Here is an 18941-nt window from a genome sequence, read left to right as displayed (position 1 = left end):
CAGCCATGTGAGAAAAAAGCTATACTTAACGCACACCTGCCGCGACAAAGGAAGGGATATAATGCGTCGTATCACACCTTTTTTTCCGTTTTTCGTCTTGTTGGTAAGCCATTTCTCGCTGGCTATAAGCTATCCGTTGCCGCCCGAAGGCAGTCGTCTGGTAGGACAGCCTGTCACAATCGCCGTACCACAGAACAATACTCAGCCCTTAGAGTCATTTGCCGCCCGCTACGGTCAGGGGCTGAGTAATATGCTTGAAGCGAATCCCGGCGTGGATGTGTTTTTACCTCAGTCTGGTTCCACACTGGTAGTGCCGCAGCAGTTGATTCTGCCTGACACCGTTCGTGAAGGTATTGTGGTAAACGTCGCCGAGATGCGCCTTTATTATTATCCCGCAGGCACGAATACGGTTGAGGTGCTACCCATTGGTATTGGTCAGGCTGGCCGTGAAACGCCGCGCAACTGGGTAACTGCGGTTGAACGCAAACAAGATGGCCCGGTTTGGGTGCCAACGGCTAATACGCGTCGGGAATATGCTAAAGAGGGAAAAACGCTGCCCGCGATGGTGCCTGCGGGGCCGGATAACCCTATGGGGCTATACGCAATATATATCGGCAGGTTATATGCCATCCATGGCACTAATGCTAACTTTGGCATTGGCCTTCGCGTCAGTCAGGGCTGTATCCGTTTACGCAATGACGATATTAAATATTTATTCGACCATGTTCCTGTAGGAACCCGCGTTCAGATTATCGACAGGCCCGTTAAATTTTCGGTAGAGCCGGATGGCAGTCGTTGGCTGGAGGTACACGAACCGCTTTCTCGCAACCGTGCTGAATTTGAGTCAGACAAAAAAGTTCCATTGCCCGTTACGCCAGTGCTGCGCACGTTTATCAAAGGGGATGACGTTGATACTTCGCGGGTTAATGAGGTGCTGGAGCGCCGTTCCGGAATGCCGGTCAACATTAGCGCGGGCAGGTCTGGCCTTTAAATATCCCGCCACATTGCTGGTTTTCATGGGCTGGAGTATCTGTATTAGTAGTGAGTGTCATGGCAGGGGCTCCATTTCTCAGCGAACCGTGAGCCCTCCGATTAAGCTCAAAGTCATAAATCTTTTCTCCGGTATCGCCGGAGGTTTTTCATATGCGTCTGCAAGGCTCTCTTATCCACCGCGCCGAGTATTCTTTTCGGTCGAAATGATATTTGAGATACCAGAGGCGGGAACCGCCCGGATTGATAAGCAGAAACAGACCGTGAGAAGCGATCAGTTTAAAGGGAGTTGGTGAAGGTTTAGTAGCGCGGATTTTACTGTCAGTAAGGGGCATGTGGTGGTCACTCCTTTATCGAACTGAAGTGACCCCAAATCAGACCACCAATTTGTCCCGATGCGGAGAGATAAATCAATATGCACTGAGACAGTTTTCTACGCTAACTCTCTGAATCAAAATACTATTGAGACATGCTGAGATGCCTGAAAACAGGAATTTGGCTCCTCTGACTGGGTGCGTTTTTTATCTCATTGAATAATAAAATATTTATTTTCTAAATTCAAAATAAGGCCCTTATAAAAGCCCCGATCGTAATGATGCACTAAGAATGTGATTTTTATCACATTTTAAAAGTGGGATTATTTCCCCCCATCTTGCCATTTCCACTAGATATTATTAACGGATACTTGAATTAATTCGATTATTCAATAATGATTGAAATATTGAATCATAGAGGGCCGCCCCACATTATGAACAAACAAACTGCCACAACCATCTTTGAATCCCTCTCCTCCGGTGTACGTCTGGACGTATATCGCCTACTGATAAAAATGGGTACCGAGGGCATGGTTGCCGGGGAGATCGCTTCAACGCTGGATATCCCGCCGACTAACTTATCGTTTCATTTAAAGGCGCTGACGCAAGCCGGGATGCTGACGGTAGAACAGGAAGGTCGTTACCAGCGTTATCGTGCCAACATCCCACTGATGCTGGATTTAATCGGCTGGCTGACCGAGGAGTGCTGCTCAGGCCACCCGGAACAATGCGCGGATTTTCGTTCGGCTTCTTCCTGCTCAGAAGCCGTTTTACCACCACTCAACACCACGAAAAAGAGTAAATCATGAACGTACTTTTTCTCTGTACCGGCAACTCCTGCCGTTCCGTGCTGGCCGAAGCCACGTTTAACCATCTGGCTCCTGCCGGATGGCGCGCCATGAGCGCAGGCAGTCACCCGGCGGGTTACGTACATCCCCGAGCACTGGCGTTGTTGGCGCGGGAAGGCATTTCAACAGAAGGCTATTTCAGCAAATTGTGGAACGATCTGCCGCAGACGCCGGATATTGTCGTGACAGTCTGTTCAAACGCTGCCGGAGAAACCTGTCCGGCCTGGCTCGGTAACGTGATGCGTACCCATTGGGGCGTTGACGATCCGGCTCGTGCTACCGGTAGCGATGCCGAAATCGATGCGGCTTTTGTCACTGCTTACCAGACATTACGTGCGCGTATTGAAGCTTTTCTGGCGCTGCCGCTGAATGAATTGCTGCACGATCGCGCTCGTCTGAAAGTTGAACTGGATCGTATTGGCGAAATTTTTTAACGACCTGTATTTCAATAATTGATGGAGAGTCAAATGAAGACGATTCAGATTTTCGATCCCGCATTATGCTGTTCTTCCGGCGTCTGTGGCCCGGAAACCGATCCGGCGCTGGTCGCATTCGCCGCTGATTTTGAGTGGGCCAGAACGCAGGGCGTCAATATTGAGCGTTTCAATCTGGCGCAGCAACCATTGCTCTTCGCACAGAACGAAATCGTTAAAGGCTTTCTGGCCCGTTCCGGCAAAGAGGCGCTACCGCTGATTCTGGTGGATGGTGAAGTCGCACTGGCTGGTCGCTACCCTCGCAGAGAGGAACTGGCGCGTTGGATGGGGCTTACCGTCTATTCGAGTTTTACGCCAGCGGCTTCCTCCTGTTGCGGCGGCGATAAGTGCTGCTGACGGACTGATTTCCCGCTTTATTTAATTTAAAGGAGTCTTTTTTATGCTGATGCTTCGGCAGGTGCCCCCCTTTTTGTTTTTTACCGGTAAAGGCGGTGTGGGTAAAACATCGCTGGCCTGTGCTACCGCGATTCATCTGACCGCCTCTGGCAAACGTGTACTGTTGGTCAGCACCGATCCGGCTTCCAATGTGGCGCAGGTATTTGAACAGACTATCGGTCATCAGATAACCCCGATTGCAGCGGTCAACGGACTGGCTGCGCTGGAAGTCGATCCGTCCGCTGCCGCAGCGGCATACCGTGAGCGCATTGTTGGACCGGTACGGGGGATCCTGCCAGACGATATCGTGGCGGGTATTGAGGAACAGCTCTCCGGTGCCTGTACCACCGAGATTGCCGCCTTTGACGAATTCACCGCGCTGCTGACTAATCAGCAACTGCGCGATGAGTACGATCATATTGTGTTCGACACCGCGCCAACCGGGCATACGCTACGAATGCTGCAACTGCCCGGCGCGTGGAGCGGTTATCTCGACAACAGCCAGCACGGTGCGTCCTGTCTCGGACCGCTGGCCGGGCTGGAAAAACAGCGCAGCCAGTATCGCGCCGCCGTAGACGCACTGGCGAATGCGGAACTGACGCGGATGGTGCTGGTTGCCAGAGCGCAAACCGCAACGCTGAAAGAAGTATCGCGTACCTATGACGAACTGGCCGCCATCGGTCTGACGCAGCAGTATCTGGTCATTAACGGCCTGTTGCCTGAGCAGGAAACCGTACGCGATAAGCTGGCGCAGGCACTGTATCAGCGTGAACAACAGGCGCTGCAACATTTACCTGATAACCTGCGCGCATTGCCCTGCGATCGCCTGCCGTTAAAACCGTTCAATATGGTAGGGCTGGCGGCATTACGGGGTCTGTTGGACGACAGTTCAACTGGCTCCCCGGCGGAAGTCGGAGATATCTCCCCCGTAGATCTTCCTTCATTGTCATCACTGATCGACGGATTCGCGTCGCAGGGACATGGCCTGATCATGTTGATGGGCAAAGGCGGTGTGGGGAAAACTACGCTGGCAGCGGCGATTGCCGTTGAACTGGCCCGTCGCGGTTATCCGGTTCACCTGTCCACATCCGATCCGGCGGCGCACCTGACCGACACGCTGGACGGCTCATTCGACGGTCTGAGCGTCAGCCGTATCGACCCGCAGGCTGAAACCGAGCGTTACCGGCAGCAGGTGATGGCTGAGCAGGGTAAAAACCTCGACGAACAGGGGCGTGCCGTTCTTGAAGAAGATCTGCGTTCTCCCTGTACGGAAGAAATTGCCGTGTTTCAGGCTTTTTCACGCATCATTCAGGAAGCGGGTAAGCAGTTTGTCGTTATGGATACAGCGCCAACCGGCCATACATTGCTACTGCTTGACGCCACCGGCGCTTACCACCGTGAGATTGCCCGACTGACCGGGGAACACGGTCAGCCCGTACTGACGCCCATGATGCGCCTGCAGGACAGCGATCAGACAAAAGTTCTCATCGCCACGCTGGCGGAAACCACCCCGGTGCTGGAAGCCGCTCATTTGCAGGACGACCTGCGTCGCGCGGGGATTGAACCGTGGGGCTGGGTCATTAATAACAGCCTGATCAATACGCCGACTACATCGCCGCTGCTGCGCCAGCGTGCCGAACGCGAACGGTCGCAGATTGATGCCGTCTGTACCCACCATGCCCGACGCTGTGCGCTGGTGCCGCTACAGGCGGAAGAGCCTGTCGGCGTTGAGCGTTTACTACAACTGAGCACAACCGAAAAATAACCCCAAAGGAGCCTGACATGTCAGCACAAACCCAGGCCGCTCCGGCCATGAACCTGTTTGAACGTTACCTGAGCGTCTGGGTTGCGCTCTGCATCGCCATCGGCATTTTGCTCGGACAGGTGGTGCCGGGCGTCTTTCGCGTTATCGGCGGTCTGGAGATTGCCCGCGTTAATTTGCCGGTCGGTTTACTTATCTGGGTAATGATTATTCCTATGCTGCTGCGCATTGATTTTGGGGCTTTGGGGCAGGTCAAAGCGCACTGGCGCGGGATCGGCGTAACGTTGTTTATCAACTGGCTGGTTAAACCATTCTCAATGGCGCTGCTCGGCTGGCTGTTTATCCGTTATTTATTTGCGCCGTGGCTGCCAGACGATCAGCTTGACAGCTACATTGCCGGGCTTATTCTGCTGGCTGCCGCGCCCTGTACGGCAATGGTGTTTGTCTGGAGCCGACTCACCAACGGCGACCCTTATTTCACGCTGTCGCAGGTGGCGCTGAACGATGCCATCATGATTTTCGCCTTTGCGCCGATTGTTGGGCTGCTGCTCGGCTTGTCCTCAATCATCGTGCCGTGGGCCACCCTGTTAACCTCCGTGGTACTATACATCGTTGTGCCGGTTATTCTGGCCCAGCTCTGGCGTAAGGCCCTGCTACGCAAGGGGCAAGCGGCATTCGATAATGCGCTGACGAAAATCGGCCCGTGGTCAATGGCGGCATTACTGGCAACGCTGGTGTTACTGTTTGCGTTTCAGGGCGAAGCCATTCTGCAACAGCCGCTGGTCATTGCCCTGCTGGCGGTGCCAATTCTGATTCAGGTGCTGTTTAACTCGGCACTGGCCTATGGGTTGAATCGACTGGTGGGCGAAAAGCACAATATTGCCTGTCCATCCAGCCTGATCGGCGCATCGAACTTCTTTGAACTGGCTGTCGCAGCGGCAATCAGCCTGTTTGGTTTTCATTCCGGTGCGGCGCTGGCGACCGTGGTTGGGGTGCTCATTGAGGTGCCGGTGATGCTGCTGGTTGTGCGAGTGGTGAATCGTTCGAAAGGGTGGTATGAGAGAGCTTAGCGGAGATATTATCCCTCTCTAATTATCCGTTCGCGACAAACATTCAGGCAGTTTCTCAAGGGGCAGGGCCGGGTAATGCTGTGTTTCAGGCGGCGTGAACTCACCATCCAGATTTTGCGCAGGGTTCGACCTGATTAACTGTTTTTTCACCGCATAGGGGCCAAAAGCCAGCTTCTTCTCTTTCTCGTCAATGCGGTACTTCATGTACCAGAGTTTCGAGCCGTTGGGTTTGATCAGCAGGTAGAGTCCTGAACTGTCGGTAATCTTGAAGGATTTCTCGGTGGGTTTGATCTTGCGGATAGCGGTATCGGTTAATGCCATCGGCGGGGGCTTCATTTTCTCAACGAACCGTGAGGCCCCCGATTAAGTCCCCAAAAACTATGGGTGTCAAAAAACCCGGCAAACCTTATCAGGTTAACCGGGTAAAGATAAGTTCTTGTTTTTTTCAACGTCTCCGGACTCACCAGGATGTCCCGAAACTAAAATCTGGCTCCTCTGACTGGACTCGAACCAGTGACATACGGATTAACAGTCCGCCGTTCTACCGACTGAACTACAGAGGAATCGTGTGGGGTCGTATATTAGCGGCGGAAAAATTTTTGTCAAACCCCATTTAACCTCTTACAGATTCGATTGCGGGTTATCTCATCACTTTGTTGCATTTGCAGACATTTTTTCTGCAAAAAGCTTTGCAGCCTTACGATTTCTCGCTCATTATTGAAATGTGGTTTCAACTCTCTTCTTTAAGGTCCATTTTGAACGTCTCCACTGCCTTACGCCAGGCTGTCGTCCGTACGCCCTGGTATGCCAAACGCAAGAGCTACAAAGTGTTGTTCTGGCGTGAAATCACCCCACTTGCTATCCCTATTTTTCTGGAAAATACCTGTGTTTTGCTAATGGGCGTGCTCAGTACTTTTCTCGTCAGTTGGCTGGGCAAGGAAGCAATGGCGGGCGTGGGGCTTGCCGACAGTTTTAATATGGTAATTATGGCTTTTTTTGCGGCTATCGATCTTGGTACTACGGTGGTGGTTGCCTTTAGCCTGGGCAAGCGCGACAGGCGACGGGCAAGGGCGGCGGCGCGCCAGTCGCTGGTGATTATGACGCTATTTGCCGTTGTGCTGGCAGTGGTCATTCATTATTTCGGCAGTGAAATTATTAATATTGTCGCAGGCGAGGCGACGCCAGAAGTAAAGGGGCTGGCGTTAACGTACCTTGAACTGACGGTGCTGAGTTATCCGGCTGCGGCAATTGCGCTAATCGGTAGCGGCGCGCTGCGTGGGGCAGGGAATACGAAAATCCCGTTGATGATTAACGGCGGGATGAACATTCTCAATATTATCATCAGCAGCATCCTGATTTACGGGGCTTTCTCCTGGCAAGGGCTGGGTTTTGCCGGCGCGGGGCTGGGATTAACCATTTCGCGCTACATCGGCGCGGTAGCGATTATTTGGGTGCTGATGATTGGTTTTAATCCGGCGCTGCGCATTCCGCTGAAAAGCTATCTGAAGCCGCTGAATTTCGGCATTATCTGGGAAGTGATGGGTATCGGTATTCCGGCGAGCATTGAATCAGTGCTGTTCAACGGTGGCAAGCTACTGACGCAAATGTTTGTCGCCGGAATGGGCACTAACGTTATTGCGGGTAACTTTATTGCCTTTTCCGTGGCGGCGCTTATCAACCTGCCGGGTAACGCCCTTGGTTCGGCGTCGACTATTATCACCGGTAAGCGTCTTGGTACCGGACAAATTGGTCAGGCAGAGCGTCAACTGCGCCATGTATTCTGGATGTCGACTATCGTACTTACGGCAATCGCCTGGGGGACAGCGCCGTTCGCGGGTCTGTTTGCCTCATTTTATACCCAGGAGCAGGACGTAAAAGAGGTAGTGAAAGTTCTGCTCTGGCTTAATGCTGCCTTTATGCCAATTTGGGCGGCCGCGTGGGTGCTGCCGTCGGGTTTTAAAGGCGCGCGCGATGTGCGATTTGCGATGTGGGTATCGATGCTGGGGATGTGGGGCTGTCGCGTTGTGGCAGGGTATACGCTTGGTATTGTGCTGGGTATGGGGGTTGTAGGGGTTTGGCTGGGGATGTTTCTTGACTGGGCCGTGCGCGGCGCACTGTTTTACTGGCGTCTGGTAAGCGGGCGCTGGCTGTGGAGATACCCGCGCGTAAAGAGGGAGTAAGCGCTTTTTGCTGTGAAAATCATCAGGAAACGGTGAATTTTAACCGAAGTGTGGAATAAAGCAGCAAACGAACTTTTTTTGTGAAAACAGGCTTTGACAAGCCAGGGGCACCTCGTTAATATTCGCCCCGTTCAAACGATTCCTCTGTAGTTCAGTCGGTAGAACGGCGGACTGTTAATCCGTATGTCACTGGTTCGAGTCCAGTCAGAGGAGCCAAATTTTAGTTTCGGGATATCCCAGCGAGTCCGGAGACGTTTAAAAAAACAATAACTTATCTTTACCCGGTTGACCTGAGAAGGTTTACCGGGTTTTTTGACATCCATGGTTTTTGGGGGCTTAATCGGGGCCTCACGGTTCGTTGAGTAAATGGAGCCCCCTCCTATGGCATTAACCGATACCGCTATCCGCAAGATCAAATCCGTATCAGTATGCTGACATATAGATGCGTTCGGTTCAAACGGAGCGATCACACAAGCTTGCGAGGTGATGCCCTTGGTGGGAATCGCGACCGTCTCTTTCATCTGATTTCAGATATTTCCCGTGATCTTGATCCGTTCTTTCCCAAAAGATTGATTTCTTTCATTCGAAACAAGGCTGTACAATAAGTAAACCAAAATAGCAACTATAGAGTTTCTAATGGATACAGTAGAAGAACTAAATGGAACATACTTCTATGCAGGAAAATCCAATCTGACTGCTGCCGAACTTCTGTTTATGATTTTTTGTGAGAATACCGCAAGCCAGTTTGGGATTGGTGTTGCAGATTTCGGGGCCGTTGTTGCTCTGCTATCAGGTCGTAATAATCTCTGGACAAGGGCGAAACCCGCTGGAGCGACTAAAGGCACATCATACGCGTCCAGGACTGCACGTGCAGTGTTTAAAAAGTCAAAATTTCCCTTTGGAATATCCCTTCCGACATGGTTAGGCGGTTACACCCCATGGACAGCCAGACGTGTTATGGTTCGTAATATTGCGCCGTTTGTTGGACGTTCCATTCCTTTGATCGGGGAAATTATCCTTGCCGCAGATGTGTCACAAATAACATATCGCACTATACGCGACTACAATACCATTGCTCGGGGCAATGATAAGTTATGGTAGACAATATTGAACAGCAAGTTTACGAGCTTGTACGGCCTTATGCTGGCACATATCTTTTCAACATTAAGCAAGTGGAATTAACACCAGAGATTGACCTTGATACTGATCTGAGCATTGATGAACTTGAAGCCGAAGATCTCATGAATAAATTCTTCGAGAAACTCAATGTCGAGCGAGGTAACTTCAGAATAGAAACCTATTTTCCTAATCACCCTTTTTCATGGCATCCGTTCAAGAAAACGGAGCCTGTACCCGTCCCAGATTTCACTATCAGCATGCTGATCGAGTCAGCAAAAGCCGGGAAATGGTTATATGACTAATTGTAATGAACTTAACAAATGGCTGTACCAGTACCCTTCTTTTTGAGCGATGATGGTGGCGCTAAGATAGTTCTCTTTTCTTTTTAAAGGGTTCATGTTTACTGCCGCCACCCTTACGCTAACCCCTTTAGTTTCCTCCTTTGCTGTCATACTATCGAATGACGTGCCTCACCTGTGAACGCTAAGGAGAATAATATGGAAAATAAAGGCACAAACCTGACGCCCGAGCAGGCGCTGGATCGCCTGGAGGAGCTGTACGAGCAGTCGGTTAACGCGCTCCGTGAAGCCATCGCTGACTATGTTGATAACGGTACGCTGCCCGATCCCCACGCCAGGCTTAACGGACTGTTTGTTTATCCTTCGCTGTCTGTAAGCTGGGATGGCGCGACACCGAACCCGCCTAAAACACGCGCTTTTGGACGCTTTACTCATCCTGGCTGTTATACCACTACCGTTACGCGGCCTGCGCTATTTCGCGCTTATCTTCTGGAACAGCTTAACCTCGTTTACCATGATTATGGCGCGCATATTGCGGTGGAGGCCTCGCACCATGAGATCCCGTATCCTTACGTGATCGATGGCTCGGCTCTGACGCTGGATCGTTCTATGAGTGCTGGGCTAACGCGCCATTTTCCTACCACAGAACTGGCGCAGATTGGCGATGAGACAGCAGACGGTCTGTTCCACCCCGGCGAATTCTATCCGTTATCGCACTTCGACGCGCGTCGTGTTGACTTCTCGTTGGCCCGGTTACGGCACTATACCGGTACGCCGGTTGAACATTTTCAGCCCTTCGTTTTGTTTACCAACTACACCCGCTATGTCGATGAGTTTGTGCGCTGGGGATGCAGCCAAATTCTTGATCCTGACAGTCCCTATGTCGCGCTTTCCTGTGCTGGCGGAATTTGGATCACGGCAGAAACGGAAGCGCCGGAAGAGGCTATTTCCGATCTGGCCTGGAAGAAGCATCAGATGCCCGCCTGGCACCTGGTAACGGCAGATGGGCAGGGGATTACGCTGGTAAATATCGGTGTCGGCCCTTCAAATGCTAAAACGATTTGCGACCATTTGGCCGTGTTGCGGCCTGACGTCTGGCTTATGATTGGGCACTGTGGAGGGTTACGAGAAAGTCAGGCGATTGGCGATTATGTGCTGGCCCATGCCTACTTACGCGATGATCATGTGCTGGATGCCGTTCTGCCGCCTGATATTCCTATTCCAAGCATTGCGGAAGTACAGCGTGCGCTGTACGACGCTACCAAAGCGGTTAGCGGAATGCCCGGCGAAGAGGTGAAACAGCGACTGCGCACGGGAACGGTCGTCACCACGGATGATCGTAACTGGGAGCTTCGTTATTCCGCATCGGCGCTGCGATTCAACCTTAGCCGCGCGGTCGCGATTGATATGGAGAGCGCGACGATTGCAGCCCAGGGCTATCGCTTCCGCGTGCCTTACGGCACGCTGCTTTGTGTTTCTGACAAACCTTTACACGGTGAAATTAAACTGCCCGGGCAGGCAAACCGGTTTTATGAGGGGGCTATTTCAGAACATTTGCAAATTGGTATTCGTGCTATTGATTTACTACGCGCAGAAGGTGATCGTTTGCACTCACGTAAATTACGCACGTTTAATGAGCCACCGTTTCGCTAACGAAATGAGCTGTCGCCTGCTGTTGGACAGGAGTGGAAGAGGCGTATTTATGTGATATGAAAAGCGGCTGAATGAAGCCTTAGCGGGAGGCGATTTTGCATCCCGCCAAGGCCTTATTGTGCCGCGAGCTTCATCACCATCGCCGGATACCTGCCGCCGATAATCGCGTCTACGCCAGGAAACGCGCCGGAAGGCGAAAACATTGCGTCGCACTTCACGCTCCTTGAGCGCCTGACCCACAAGCCCGGATTAACAAGCAGATACCGACCGTGAGAAGCGGTCAGCTTAAAGGGGTGTCAGAAGGCTTGATACTGAGGATTTTCGCGTTGGGCAGGGATATAGGGTGGTCACGTCATTATCGAACTCATAGCGCCACGAGTGGCGCGCAAAGCTGGCGCACGTCGGTAAAGCGCACCAGCCGGTGCTCGCCGTTCCATTCAAATCGGTGCTCCCGGCACTGCGCCTTGCCCCAGCGGTCAGCGATGGGATTGCCGGACTCGCCGTACTCATAGTGGTGGTCTGCCCTGTAGCAGCAGGCGGTCGCCTTTGACTTTCGCCTGATGCTCGCCACCTTCGGGCGGCATGTTCATGCCCAGCAGGTTGTCGTCGTCGTCAAAGCTGAACTCCTCGTGCAGGGCGTTCCAGCGCGGGTCTTCCGGCAGGCGGTGTTGGGTCAACATTAATATCTTGCGGTAATCTCTGTGGGTTTGGATTCGAATTTACGTTAGTGCGTGTGACCGGTAAATCCCGCGACGATCTGCAGGCAGCGATGGCGCTGGTGCGCGGCGGCAATCTGGGCCAGCCGTTCCAGTTCAAAAACTTCCGCGATTGATTTTTCCCGCCCGCCGCCTTCCCGCATGTGAGAAAGGTGGCAGGGCGGGTAAATCGATTAAGGCGTGGCTTTTTTAGGCTCTGCGGCCTTGTTATACAACGCCTGAATCAACGCCTGCTGTTCCGCTCCCGGTATGATACCCAATCTGTGAAAAATATTCCCAATCTGATAAAGCTGCTGATTACCGGTGTCGTCCTGGCGGGTAATCGACGCCTGCGTGGTTAATTTTTTCAGCGTAAAGGTAATATGTTCCTGACACTCGGGCGTGTTTTCAGAACAAATCTGGCGTAACAGCATCAGGTTTTTATTATCGACCCTGTCTGCGTTAATCATCAATTCCCTTGCCTGACTCCACTGTTTTGCATTCATGTAGTGGTCGATCATCGCCTCCTCTTCGAGAGAGGGAACGTGCTGGTGTAACACCCGTTTGGCATTCACCGTGTCGTTGCCATAGCCGTAAAGCTCCGCAAGCCTTTGAAAGGAACGCGACATATCTTCATCAGGCCAGGCTTTTGCCTGGCTGAGGTAAATCGCCTCGGCGCTGACGGCTAATTTTTGCGCTGCCTCAGGATGACCAATTTCTTTGAGTACTTCACCTATTTCATTTGTTGCATCTTCCCATTCGGCGAACGTCAGGGTTTGCGCCTCGGCGGAGAGGGTTGCGATATGCTTTTCCGCCACAGCATTCTGCTTATGCTGAAAGAGATTCTTCAGCGCTTTGATTTTGTACTCGTAGCAATACCTGTCGTCGTAGCAGGTATATTCCGGCGCGCTCATCAGCAAATCGATACGCTTATTCATCAGCGCAACATCATCAAGCTTGCTTAATAAATTAATCAGCTCCATTTCAATGCGCGGCGAAGGGGCAAAATTGAATATTTTATCGACCTGCGTCACATAGGTTGAAAGCGTCTCTTGATAATTCTGTGTCAGCTCGTTTTTCTTATAAAAAGAGAGCAATCCCGATAATGAATACTGGAAATAGCTTCCTTTATTGCCGGTTGCTTTGCGCAATCTCGCAGACAACGCCATCGCCTTCTCTTTATTACCCGTGGCGTAATAGATCTCCATCAGGTCGAGATACTCTTGATAACGGTAGGCTTCAGCACTCGGTTGTTGAGCAATAGCCGTATCAAACATTTTCAGCGCGCTATCTGCGTAAACCAACGCCTTTGCGGTGTCGCCCTTGGCATGGTACTGCTTCGCAATAATAAGCAGCATTTTTAGCTGAGTATAAGGAACAACAATTTTATCAGCGTAATTTTCATTATAAATAGCGGCGGTTTTATCAGGCTCTGAGTGCCAGGATTCTAAAACCGTGGCTAAATAAAAATTCCTCGCGTCGGCATTTTTGCTAAGAAGGGCTAAGGCTTTTTCAGGCTGTTTGCGATTAACCCAGCCATCAACGTAGCTCTCGTAGGCGGTAATGCTCGACGGTTTATCGAGACCAATTTTGGACAGGAAAACCATCGCGGCATCCGGGCTATTATTTTCAGCGATCCACGAGGCCTCATGGTTTAGCGAAAACTTCGCATCATTCGATTGTGTGTCCAGCTTTTTCAGTAATGCATCCGCACGGCTCATCGGGCCGTACATAAACAGTTCCCTGTGTAATTCAAACCAGGCTGCCTGCGATTTAAAAGTGGTGTTTTCATTTAAAGGGACGGCATTTTGCAGTTTCTGTTCGACAACTGACCAGACATCAGGCGATTGCTGACTTTGTGCAACGCTCTGATAAGAGTAAAAAACCGTGGCGGCTGTGAGTAATGTGGCGAATTTAAATTTCATAGCAACGTGTATCCTTTCAGTTCCGTTTGAATAGCCTCTTTACAGCAAAGTCATATTTACTTAGTTTGAGGCGTTAATTCCTTTAAGGCTGCCAGTGCAGGTTTGACGCCGCCTTTTACCGCCGCTGTAAGATGAAGTTTGGCTTTGTTGAGGTCTTTCTCAACGCCATCACCATTCCTGTACATGAGTCCAAGGTTATAGTGCGCCTGAGCATTTCCCTGGTCAGCGGATTTTTTAATCCACTTATAGGCTTCCGGCAGGTTTTTCGGCATTCCTTCGCCGATAAGATTTAAATATCCCACTTCTAACTGCGCATAACTTTCGCCAAGCTCTGCCGCTTTGAATAAATAGGAGAGATATTTTTTGCTGTCTTGCGCTACGCCATCACCGTCGTTGTACGCATAGGCCAAAAAGAGAAGCGCGCCGGGATGATTTTGCTCTGCGGACTGAGTTAACCATTTCATCGCCGCATCGTAGTTTGTGCATTCAAACTCATACTTACCTAAATGATATTGCGCAGTGCTGTCACCCTGCTTTGCCTTATTGGTGACGTCAGTCGGTGCATATAGCTCTGAAAGCTCTTCATCGTTGTGGTAACAACGGATGTATTTTATGCCGTCTTCATCATAGGCTTCTTCTGTACCTTCCTTGTCGCCATCGACATAGGGCAGCGCACTTAAGACCTTACCCGTACGATCGTTAAACTCTCTTTTCAGGCCGTTTCTTTCATCATTAGCAAACATAACCTCTTCAACAAGTTTGCCGGTACGTTCGCTCCAGCGGCGATCGGCTCCCTGCTTTTTATCGTCTTTATATTCGGTGGTATAGGTGAGTTTGCCCTGTTCATTCCAGTGCTTAACGTCCCCATTTAGCATACCGTTTTTATAGGGATAGACTGATTCGCGGTGACCATTTTCGTACCACTTTTCGGAATCCCCGTCTAACACATCATGTTTATACATTTTGGATGAGGCAGGCTTTCCGTTGCTGAACCATTCTTTGACCGCACCATGTTTACGGCCTTCACTATCAAAAGAGGATTCTTCTTTGGGATGCCCATTTCCATACCAGCTCTGAGCAGAAAGCTGTTTGCCATTTTTATAGGTCGCTTTAGAAAGGAGTTTGCCCTCTTCACTGTATTGTTCGAACGTTCCGTCGTTTTCACCTTGGTTATTTCTGTGGTAAACACCACGAATTTTACCGGTAGAATAATATTCCGTACTGGTGCCGACAATGGTGCCTTTACTGTATGAATATTTCTCCTTTATTTTCCCATCAGGGAAATATTCAAATGCCGGGCCTTCCAGTTTCTGATTTAAATAGCTGTGTTTTTGTTTTAAAACGCCGTTATCATAAAAATGTGGGCATTCGCCATCTTTAATTTTACCTTGGGCAAAGTAACGTTTACTTTCAACGGCTCCGTTTTCATGGTATACGATGTATTCCCCTTCGGGTTGACCATCTTTAAACGTCAGCGTTTCCGCTATTTTGTCTTTTTCATCAAAGTAAGTTTCAGCTTTTCCGTCACGCTTATTTTGCGCATTATAATGATAAATACTTTTGAGATTGCCGCTTTCATAGAAAGATTTAAATACAGAAACTCGTTGTCGGTTAGCGAAGTTTTCTTCGTTGGTATAGCCTTCAAAGGCTATCTGTTTACTCTGCATCACTTCCCCTGTTTCTTCTGAGGATTCCAGATACCAGCCGGTGACTTTCCATAATTTTTTCTCTTTGTCATAGGGGAGAGGCATATGGACTACTGTTGTTGCCTGACGTTTAACCGTCGGTTGCAGTTCATCATCCAGCCACAAGTCAGACGATCTTTTCATGTATTCGGCACCGCACAGCGCTTCGGTACATAGCTCGATTCCAGTCAGCATGGGCGTGCCGCCAGCATCGCACTGATCGACCGTCAGGTAAAAATAACGGTCATCGAGAATAGCCGGTCTTAAACTGCGTATTTTATTAATATATTCCTCTGTCGTCAGTCCCATTGATTCTGCGCGCGCAGAAAGGGTATTAGTATTACAGGGTGTTTTATCTTTAAAATAATAACGGTCGGCGAGTAAAAGTTTCAGGTCACTGCTAATGGCAGTTTTATTAAAATCGATATTTCCAATTTGGGCGATGAAATTAACGGGTTTGGATTCTGTACTGGGGGATTGTTTTGCACATATATTCGCGCAATATAATGAAACTATAATTGTTATGAATATTTTCTTCAAGATGTTCTCCTTGTATGAATAATAACTCCCTGAAACTTATTTCATGCTATAGAAACAAAGAGTTAATGTAAAGATGCGAGGAGCATATTCTGGCAGGAGAGTTTGCTTCAGTTACCAGTAAGAATAATTTAAGTATTACGAGCGCGTTGTTTTTAATTTGATAATAACGCGCTGATGATTATTAACGATTATATACCCAATAAACCTCAAGATGCGGGAGTGAGCACCTGAAAGTGATCTTTAATTCGAGATGTCAGTGAGTCCGCTATATCCGGCAGCGTCTGGTTAAAAAAGACAGATATTGCGTCCCTGAACTCTCGCGTACTGCTGAAGTAGCGATTATTCCGGGCATGTTCGTTCATTAATTTCCACATTCGTTCTATCGGATTCAGGTTTGGACTGTAAGGGGGAAGGTAATGCAGCCTGATATTTACCACCTCCGCCCAGTCTTTCACTAACTGTGAACTGTGGTAACCAGCTCCATCCGCTGCTCGCTCTTAGCCAACTGTCAAATTTGCCCATACACCTGCGCCACATACCGCCCACGCCCGTCTCCATGCCCCAGATCCATCGCCACAATTGCCAGCGCTTCTTTCCTGTTGAACCCCTGCGCCAGATAGTGACTAATGGCATCCTGCGCCCACGCATAACGCAGGGAATGCGGAGAATATGCGCCAGTCAGACCAATACGCGCCGCCTGGTTGTGCCAGTAGTCCATCGCGCTTTTCAGATCCGGTTTGTCGATCAGTCGGCCATGACGGCTTTCTGCAATAGCCAGCGCATTATCCAGCGCTTTTCTGACAGCTATAGTATCCAGAATCACCGTTTCGTGGGGCCGTCCGCCTTTGGTGCCGAACACCACGGTTAAGCGCGTATCGCTGCGTTCAATGGCCTGTTTCCACGTTTTCAGCGATTGCACGCTCTGCACCGCTTCCTGTGAACGTAAGCCCATCAGCCTCGCCAGTTCCAGCGCTGCCGCCAGCCCCGGATCTTTCGCGCGGGCTGTTTCCAGTACATGACGGTAATGATCCAGCGTAATAGCCTGCCGCGTACCGTTACGCGATGCACCAGACAAAACCAGCGATTTATTAGTCAGCCGCTCATGCTCTGCCACCAGTTTACGCCCGGCCTGTTGCAGAACAGCGCGCAGCGAGGCCATTTCATTTTGCAGCGTGCGTTTGCCGATCCCCTGCGCCAACCTTTCATGAATATAGCTTTCAATGTGGCGCACCTTAATCTGCGCAACCCGCTGGATATGGACGTTCAAAGCCCGTAAGTGGTGATCGAAACGCTGCACGATATGAATGCGATCGTTCACCGTTTTATGGCTACCGCCACAGTGCTTTGCCAGTGCCTTCATTTCACCACCTAACTTGCCCATACACTTCTCCTGTGATTTTGAGAACACAAACAGTCTCCGGCGTATGCTTTTGGGCTGTGCCAGAACGATACCTTTACGCCGGAGTGGCAGTTTGTTGAGGTATAGGGAGTTTCAGACTGTACGCGGTACAGGCTGCCTGCGTGAGCAGGAATTCTCCGGGGCATCATGCCCCCCCTCGGTATCGATCTTTTTCTCTTCTTTCTTGCTGACAGCGGCCCCAAAAAGGCGTGTCAGATTCGGGAATGAACGCCGGAACCCCGAAAACAGGGGCATGGCGCGGTGTAGTGGTTGTGCGTCACTTTGTCGCTTTGCGCGACGAAAGCGACGCACTGGTCGAGTGCAGTACGCGAAAGATCGCAGACTCTGGTGTTGTTTTACGGTCACGCGGCAGCAAAGCCGGACGTCTTTGCAGGCCGCAGCCCGTAAAGTAAAAGGCGTTGATGTGGTAACGGGTGCCGGGTGGAATCGCTTCCGTCACGGTGCAGCATTGACCAGAGATCTGGCGCAGGTACCATCGAGATACTCTTTCAGTTCTTTGGTACCGAACGTGTCGATAGCCCGCTGAGCTGCGCCGAGATTAGACGCCAGCTTGTCACCGCCAATGTCTTTATCGGCTTTAACTGCCGCAGCCCAGTCTTCTGTTTGCTTCTGCCATGACTCCGCTTGCTGTTGTTGCACTCCCGCCAGCACTTTCGGATAGACGTCCACCAGCTTCTGCGCCTGCTCTTGCGTCAGGTTCAGTTCACGCGCCACTGGTTCGAACTGCGCCAGCGCGCTGGTATCGAGTTCCTGACCTTCAGGGGCGGTGAACGCGTATTTCTCCGGCGCGCCGGGCGACGTTTCTTCTTTCGGTGGAGTGGGCTTATTGGGATCGGCGGGTGGGTCGTGTGGTTTTTCAGAAGCGGGACCATCTGACGGTGGATCGGCGGGTGGATTTTCTGACGGTTTTCCTGTACCCGGATCGGTCTGCGTGCCGCCAGCGGTATCGGTTAATGCCATAGGAGGGGGCTCTATTTACTCAACGAACCGTGAGGCCCCGATTAAGCCCCAAAACTATGGATGTCAAAAAACCCGGCAAACCTTATCAGATCAACCGGGTAAAGATAATTTCTTGTTTTTTAAACGTCTCCGGACTCGCCAGGATGTCCCGAAACTAAAATCTGGCTCCTCTGACTGGACTCGAACCAGTGACATACGGATTAACAGTCCGCCGTTCTACCGACTGAACTACAGAGGAATCGTGTGAACGGGGCGCATAGTAACGATGTGCGATCGGCTTGTCAAAGGGGGAAATAAGGTTGCGCGTTTGTTTGCTGACAAAAACAACAAAGCGTTGAAGTTTTGATCTAATTTCTACTTTGCCCCGGCATGGCGCAACTTTGTCTGTAATTGCACAAGTCAAATGCTGTGACCTTACCGCAATGGCTATGTGCCAGCGTCTGATGAAACGTGAAAAACTGGCAGGCACTTGGCAAATAATTCTGAGACATAACGCCGTAGAGATTAAGGGCAGGGGGCAGAATGAACTTTAGACGTGAGATATTTTGTGAAAATGGTTGATACAGGCAGTCTGACGCCGGTAGCGGAAATGGCAGATAAATTTCTGGTGCA

Annotated in this window: 18 protein-coding genes, 3 tRNA genes and 2 pseudogenes; 12 read left to right on the top strand and 11 right to left on the bottom strand. The window is 50.7% G+C overall.

The annotated features are described in order from the left end of the window. Positions 1 to 61 precede the first annotated feature (61 nt). Complete coding sequence (ldtA, locus tag NA330_RS14310) at positions 62 to 991, top strand: L,D-transpeptidase (protein WP_001252817.1); 930 nt, start codon at positions 62 to 64, stop codon at positions 989 to 991. A gap of 148 nt (positions 992 to 1139) precedes the next feature. On the opposite strand, the gene NA330_RS14305 is transcribed toward ldtA, so the two are convergent. Continuing rightward, entirely contained in the window at positions 1140 to 1325 is a 186-nt protein-coding gene (locus NA330_RS14305) for an Arm DNA-binding domain-containing protein (protein ID WP_023242481.1), read from the bottom strand. Positions 1326 to 1738: 413 nt separating this feature from the next. Between NA330_RS14305 and NA330_RS14300 the strand changes: the two genes are divergently transcribed. The 5 genes from NA330_RS14300 to arsB are packed head-to-tail and all read left to right on the top strand — an operon-like array spanning position 1739 to position 5853. After that, the gene (locus tag NA330_RS14300) at positions 1739 to 2113 is read left to right on the top strand and encodes an ArsR/SmtB family transcription factor (RefSeq protein WP_001041816.1); all 375 of its coding nucleotides are present in this window, start codon (positions 1739 to 1741) and stop codon (positions 2111 to 2113) included. Continuing rightward, complete coding sequence (locus NA330_RS14295) at positions 2110 to 2586, top strand: arsenate reductase ArsC (RefSeq protein ID WP_023242482.1); 477 nt, start codon at positions 2110 to 2112, stop codon at positions 2584 to 2586. The genes NA330_RS14300 and NA330_RS14295 overlap by 4 nt, the downstream gene beginning before the upstream one ends. Before the next feature lie 33 nt (positions 2587 to 2619). Then, the gene (gene arsD / locus NA330_RS14290) at positions 2620 to 2982 is read left to right on the top strand and encodes an arsenite efflux transporter metallochaperone ArsD (RefSeq protein WP_000849417.1); all 363 of its coding nucleotides are present in this window, start codon (positions 2620 to 2622) and stop codon (positions 2980 to 2982) included. A 43-nt stretch (positions 2983 to 3025) separates the two neighbouring features. After that, entirely contained in the window at positions 3026 to 4786 is a 1761-nt protein-coding gene (arsA, locus tag NA330_RS14285; protein ID WP_023242483.1) for an arsenical pump-driving ATPase, read from the top strand. 17 nt (positions 4787 to 4803) lie between these two features. Beyond that, positions 4804 to 5853 (top strand): ACR3 family arsenite efflux transporter, encoded by a 1050-nt coding sequence (gene arsB / locus NA330_RS14280; RefSeq protein WP_001276044.1) that lies wholly within the window; start codon positions 4804 to 4806, stop codon positions 5851 to 5853. An 18-nt stretch (positions 5854 to 5871) separates the two neighbouring features. Here arsB and NA330_RS14275 read toward each other — a convergent pair whose 3' ends face one another. Then, positions 5872 to 6174, bottom strand: coding sequence for an Arm DNA-binding domain-containing protein (locus NA330_RS14275; protein WP_020898938.1), 303 nt, complete (start codon positions 6172 to 6174; stop codon positions 5872 to 5874). A gap of 166 nt (positions 6175 to 6340) precedes the next feature. Further along, positions 6341 to 6416 (bottom strand) — tRNA-Asn (locus NA330_RS14270). A gap of 159 nt (positions 6417 to 6575) precedes the next feature. On the opposite strand from NA330_RS14270, the gene NA330_RS14265 reads away from it, so the two are divergent. From NA330_RS14265 to NA330_RS14250, 4 genes are all read left to right on the top strand, one after another. Next, positions 6576 to 8033 carry an EmmdR/YeeO family multidrug/toxin efflux MATE transporter gene (locus NA330_RS14265; RefSeq protein WP_001538409.1) on the top strand — a complete coding sequence of 486 codons (1458 nt, stop codon included), beginning with the start codon at positions 6576 to 6578 and terminating at the stop codon, positions 8031 to 8033. Between the two features lie 140 nt (positions 8034 to 8173). Beyond that, positions 8174 to 8249 (top strand) — tRNA-Asn (locus tag NA330_RS14260). Positions 8250 to 8669: 420 nt separating this feature from the next. Then, the gene (locus NA330_RS14255) at positions 8670 to 9134 is read left to right on the top strand and encodes an STM2901 family protein (RefSeq protein WP_000381834.1); all 465 of its coding nucleotides are present in this window, start codon (positions 8670 to 8672) and stop codon (positions 9132 to 9134) included. Continuing rightward, positions 9128 to 9454, top strand: a complete 327-nt coding sequence (locus NA330_RS14250; RefSeq protein ID WP_000228159.1) for a DUF1493 family protein — start codon at positions 9128 to 9130, stop codon at positions 9452 to 9454. Before NA330_RS14255 ends, NA330_RS14250 begins: the two co-directional genes overlap by 7 nt. Here the strand turns inward: NA330_RS14250 and NA330_RS14245 are convergent. Further along, entirely contained in the window at positions 9443 to 9604 is a 162-nt protein-coding gene (locus tag NA330_RS14245) for a hypothetical protein (protein WP_023888257.1), read from the bottom strand. The genes NA330_RS14250 and NA330_RS14245 overlap by 12 nt on opposite strands. A 45-nt stretch (positions 9605 to 9649) precedes the next feature. Here NA330_RS14245 and NA330_RS14240 point away from each other — a divergent pair, with 45 nt between their 5' ends. Continuing rightward, positions 9650 to 11104 carry an AMP nucleosidase gene (locus NA330_RS14240; RefSeq protein ID WP_017441829.1) on the top strand — a complete coding sequence of 485 codons (1455 nt, stop codon included), beginning with the start codon at positions 9650 to 9652 and terminating at the stop codon, positions 11102 to 11104. A 506-nt stretch (positions 11105 to 11610) separates the two neighbouring features. On the opposite strand, the gene NA330_RS14235 is transcribed toward NA330_RS14240, so the two are convergent. Further along, complete coding sequence (locus NA330_RS14235; RefSeq protein WP_000957535.1) at positions 11611 to 11784, bottom strand: hypothetical protein; 174 nt, start codon at positions 11782 to 11784, stop codon at positions 11611 to 11613. Positions 11785 to 11831: 47 nt separating this feature from the next. On the opposite strand from NA330_RS14235, the pseudogene NA330_RS14230 reads away from it, so the two are divergent. Next, positions 11832 to 11936, top strand: a pseudogene (locus NA330_RS14230) (DUF520 family protein); the annotation flags it as partial. Between the two features lie 57 nt (positions 11937 to 11993). Here NA330_RS14230 and NA330_RS14225 read toward each other — a convergent pair. From NA330_RS14225 to NA330_RS14200, 6 genes and pseudogenes are all read right to left on the bottom strand, one after another. Next, positions 11994 to 13724 carry a hypothetical protein gene (locus NA330_RS14225; RefSeq protein ID WP_023242484.1) on the bottom strand — a complete coding sequence of 577 codons (1731 nt, stop codon included), beginning with the start codon at positions 13722 to 13724 and terminating at the stop codon, positions 11994 to 11996. A 56-nt stretch (positions 13725 to 13780) separates the two neighbouring features. Next, positions 13781 to 15475: an SEL1-like repeat protein gene (locus NA330_RS14220; RefSeq protein WP_077917568.1), complete on the bottom strand. Its 1695-nt coding sequence runs from the start codon at positions 15473 to 15475 to the stop codon at positions 13781 to 13783. A 680-nt stretch (positions 15476 to 16155) separates the two neighbouring features. Further along, positions 16156 to 16434 (bottom strand): annotated as a pseudogene (locus NA330_RS14215) (transposase); the annotation flags it as partial. A gap of 23 nt (positions 16435 to 16457) precedes the next feature. Next, positions 16458 to 17330, bottom strand: coding sequence for an integrase domain-containing protein (locus NA330_RS14210; protein WP_023242486.1), 873 nt, complete (start codon positions 17328 to 17330; stop codon positions 16458 to 16460). Positions 17331 to 17804: 474 nt separating this feature from the next. Next, a complete protein-coding gene (locus NA330_RS14205) occupies positions 17805 to 18329 on the bottom strand; it encodes an endoprotease (RefSeq protein ID WP_023182005.1) in 525 nt (174 codons plus the stop codon). Between the two features lie 162 nt (positions 18330 to 18491). Next, positions 18492 to 18567, bottom strand: a tRNA-Asn gene (locus tag NA330_RS14200). Between the last annotated feature and the right edge of the window lie 374 nt (positions 18568 to 18941).

This window comes from Salmonella sp. NW722 (assembly GCF_051702785.1).
Lineage (GTDB): Bacteria > Pseudomonadota > Gammaproteobacteria > Enterobacterales > Enterobacteriaceae > Salmonella > Salmonella enterica.
Note: the sequence above shows the minus strand (reverse complement) of the source record. Positions and strands in the feature narration are given on the sequence as shown.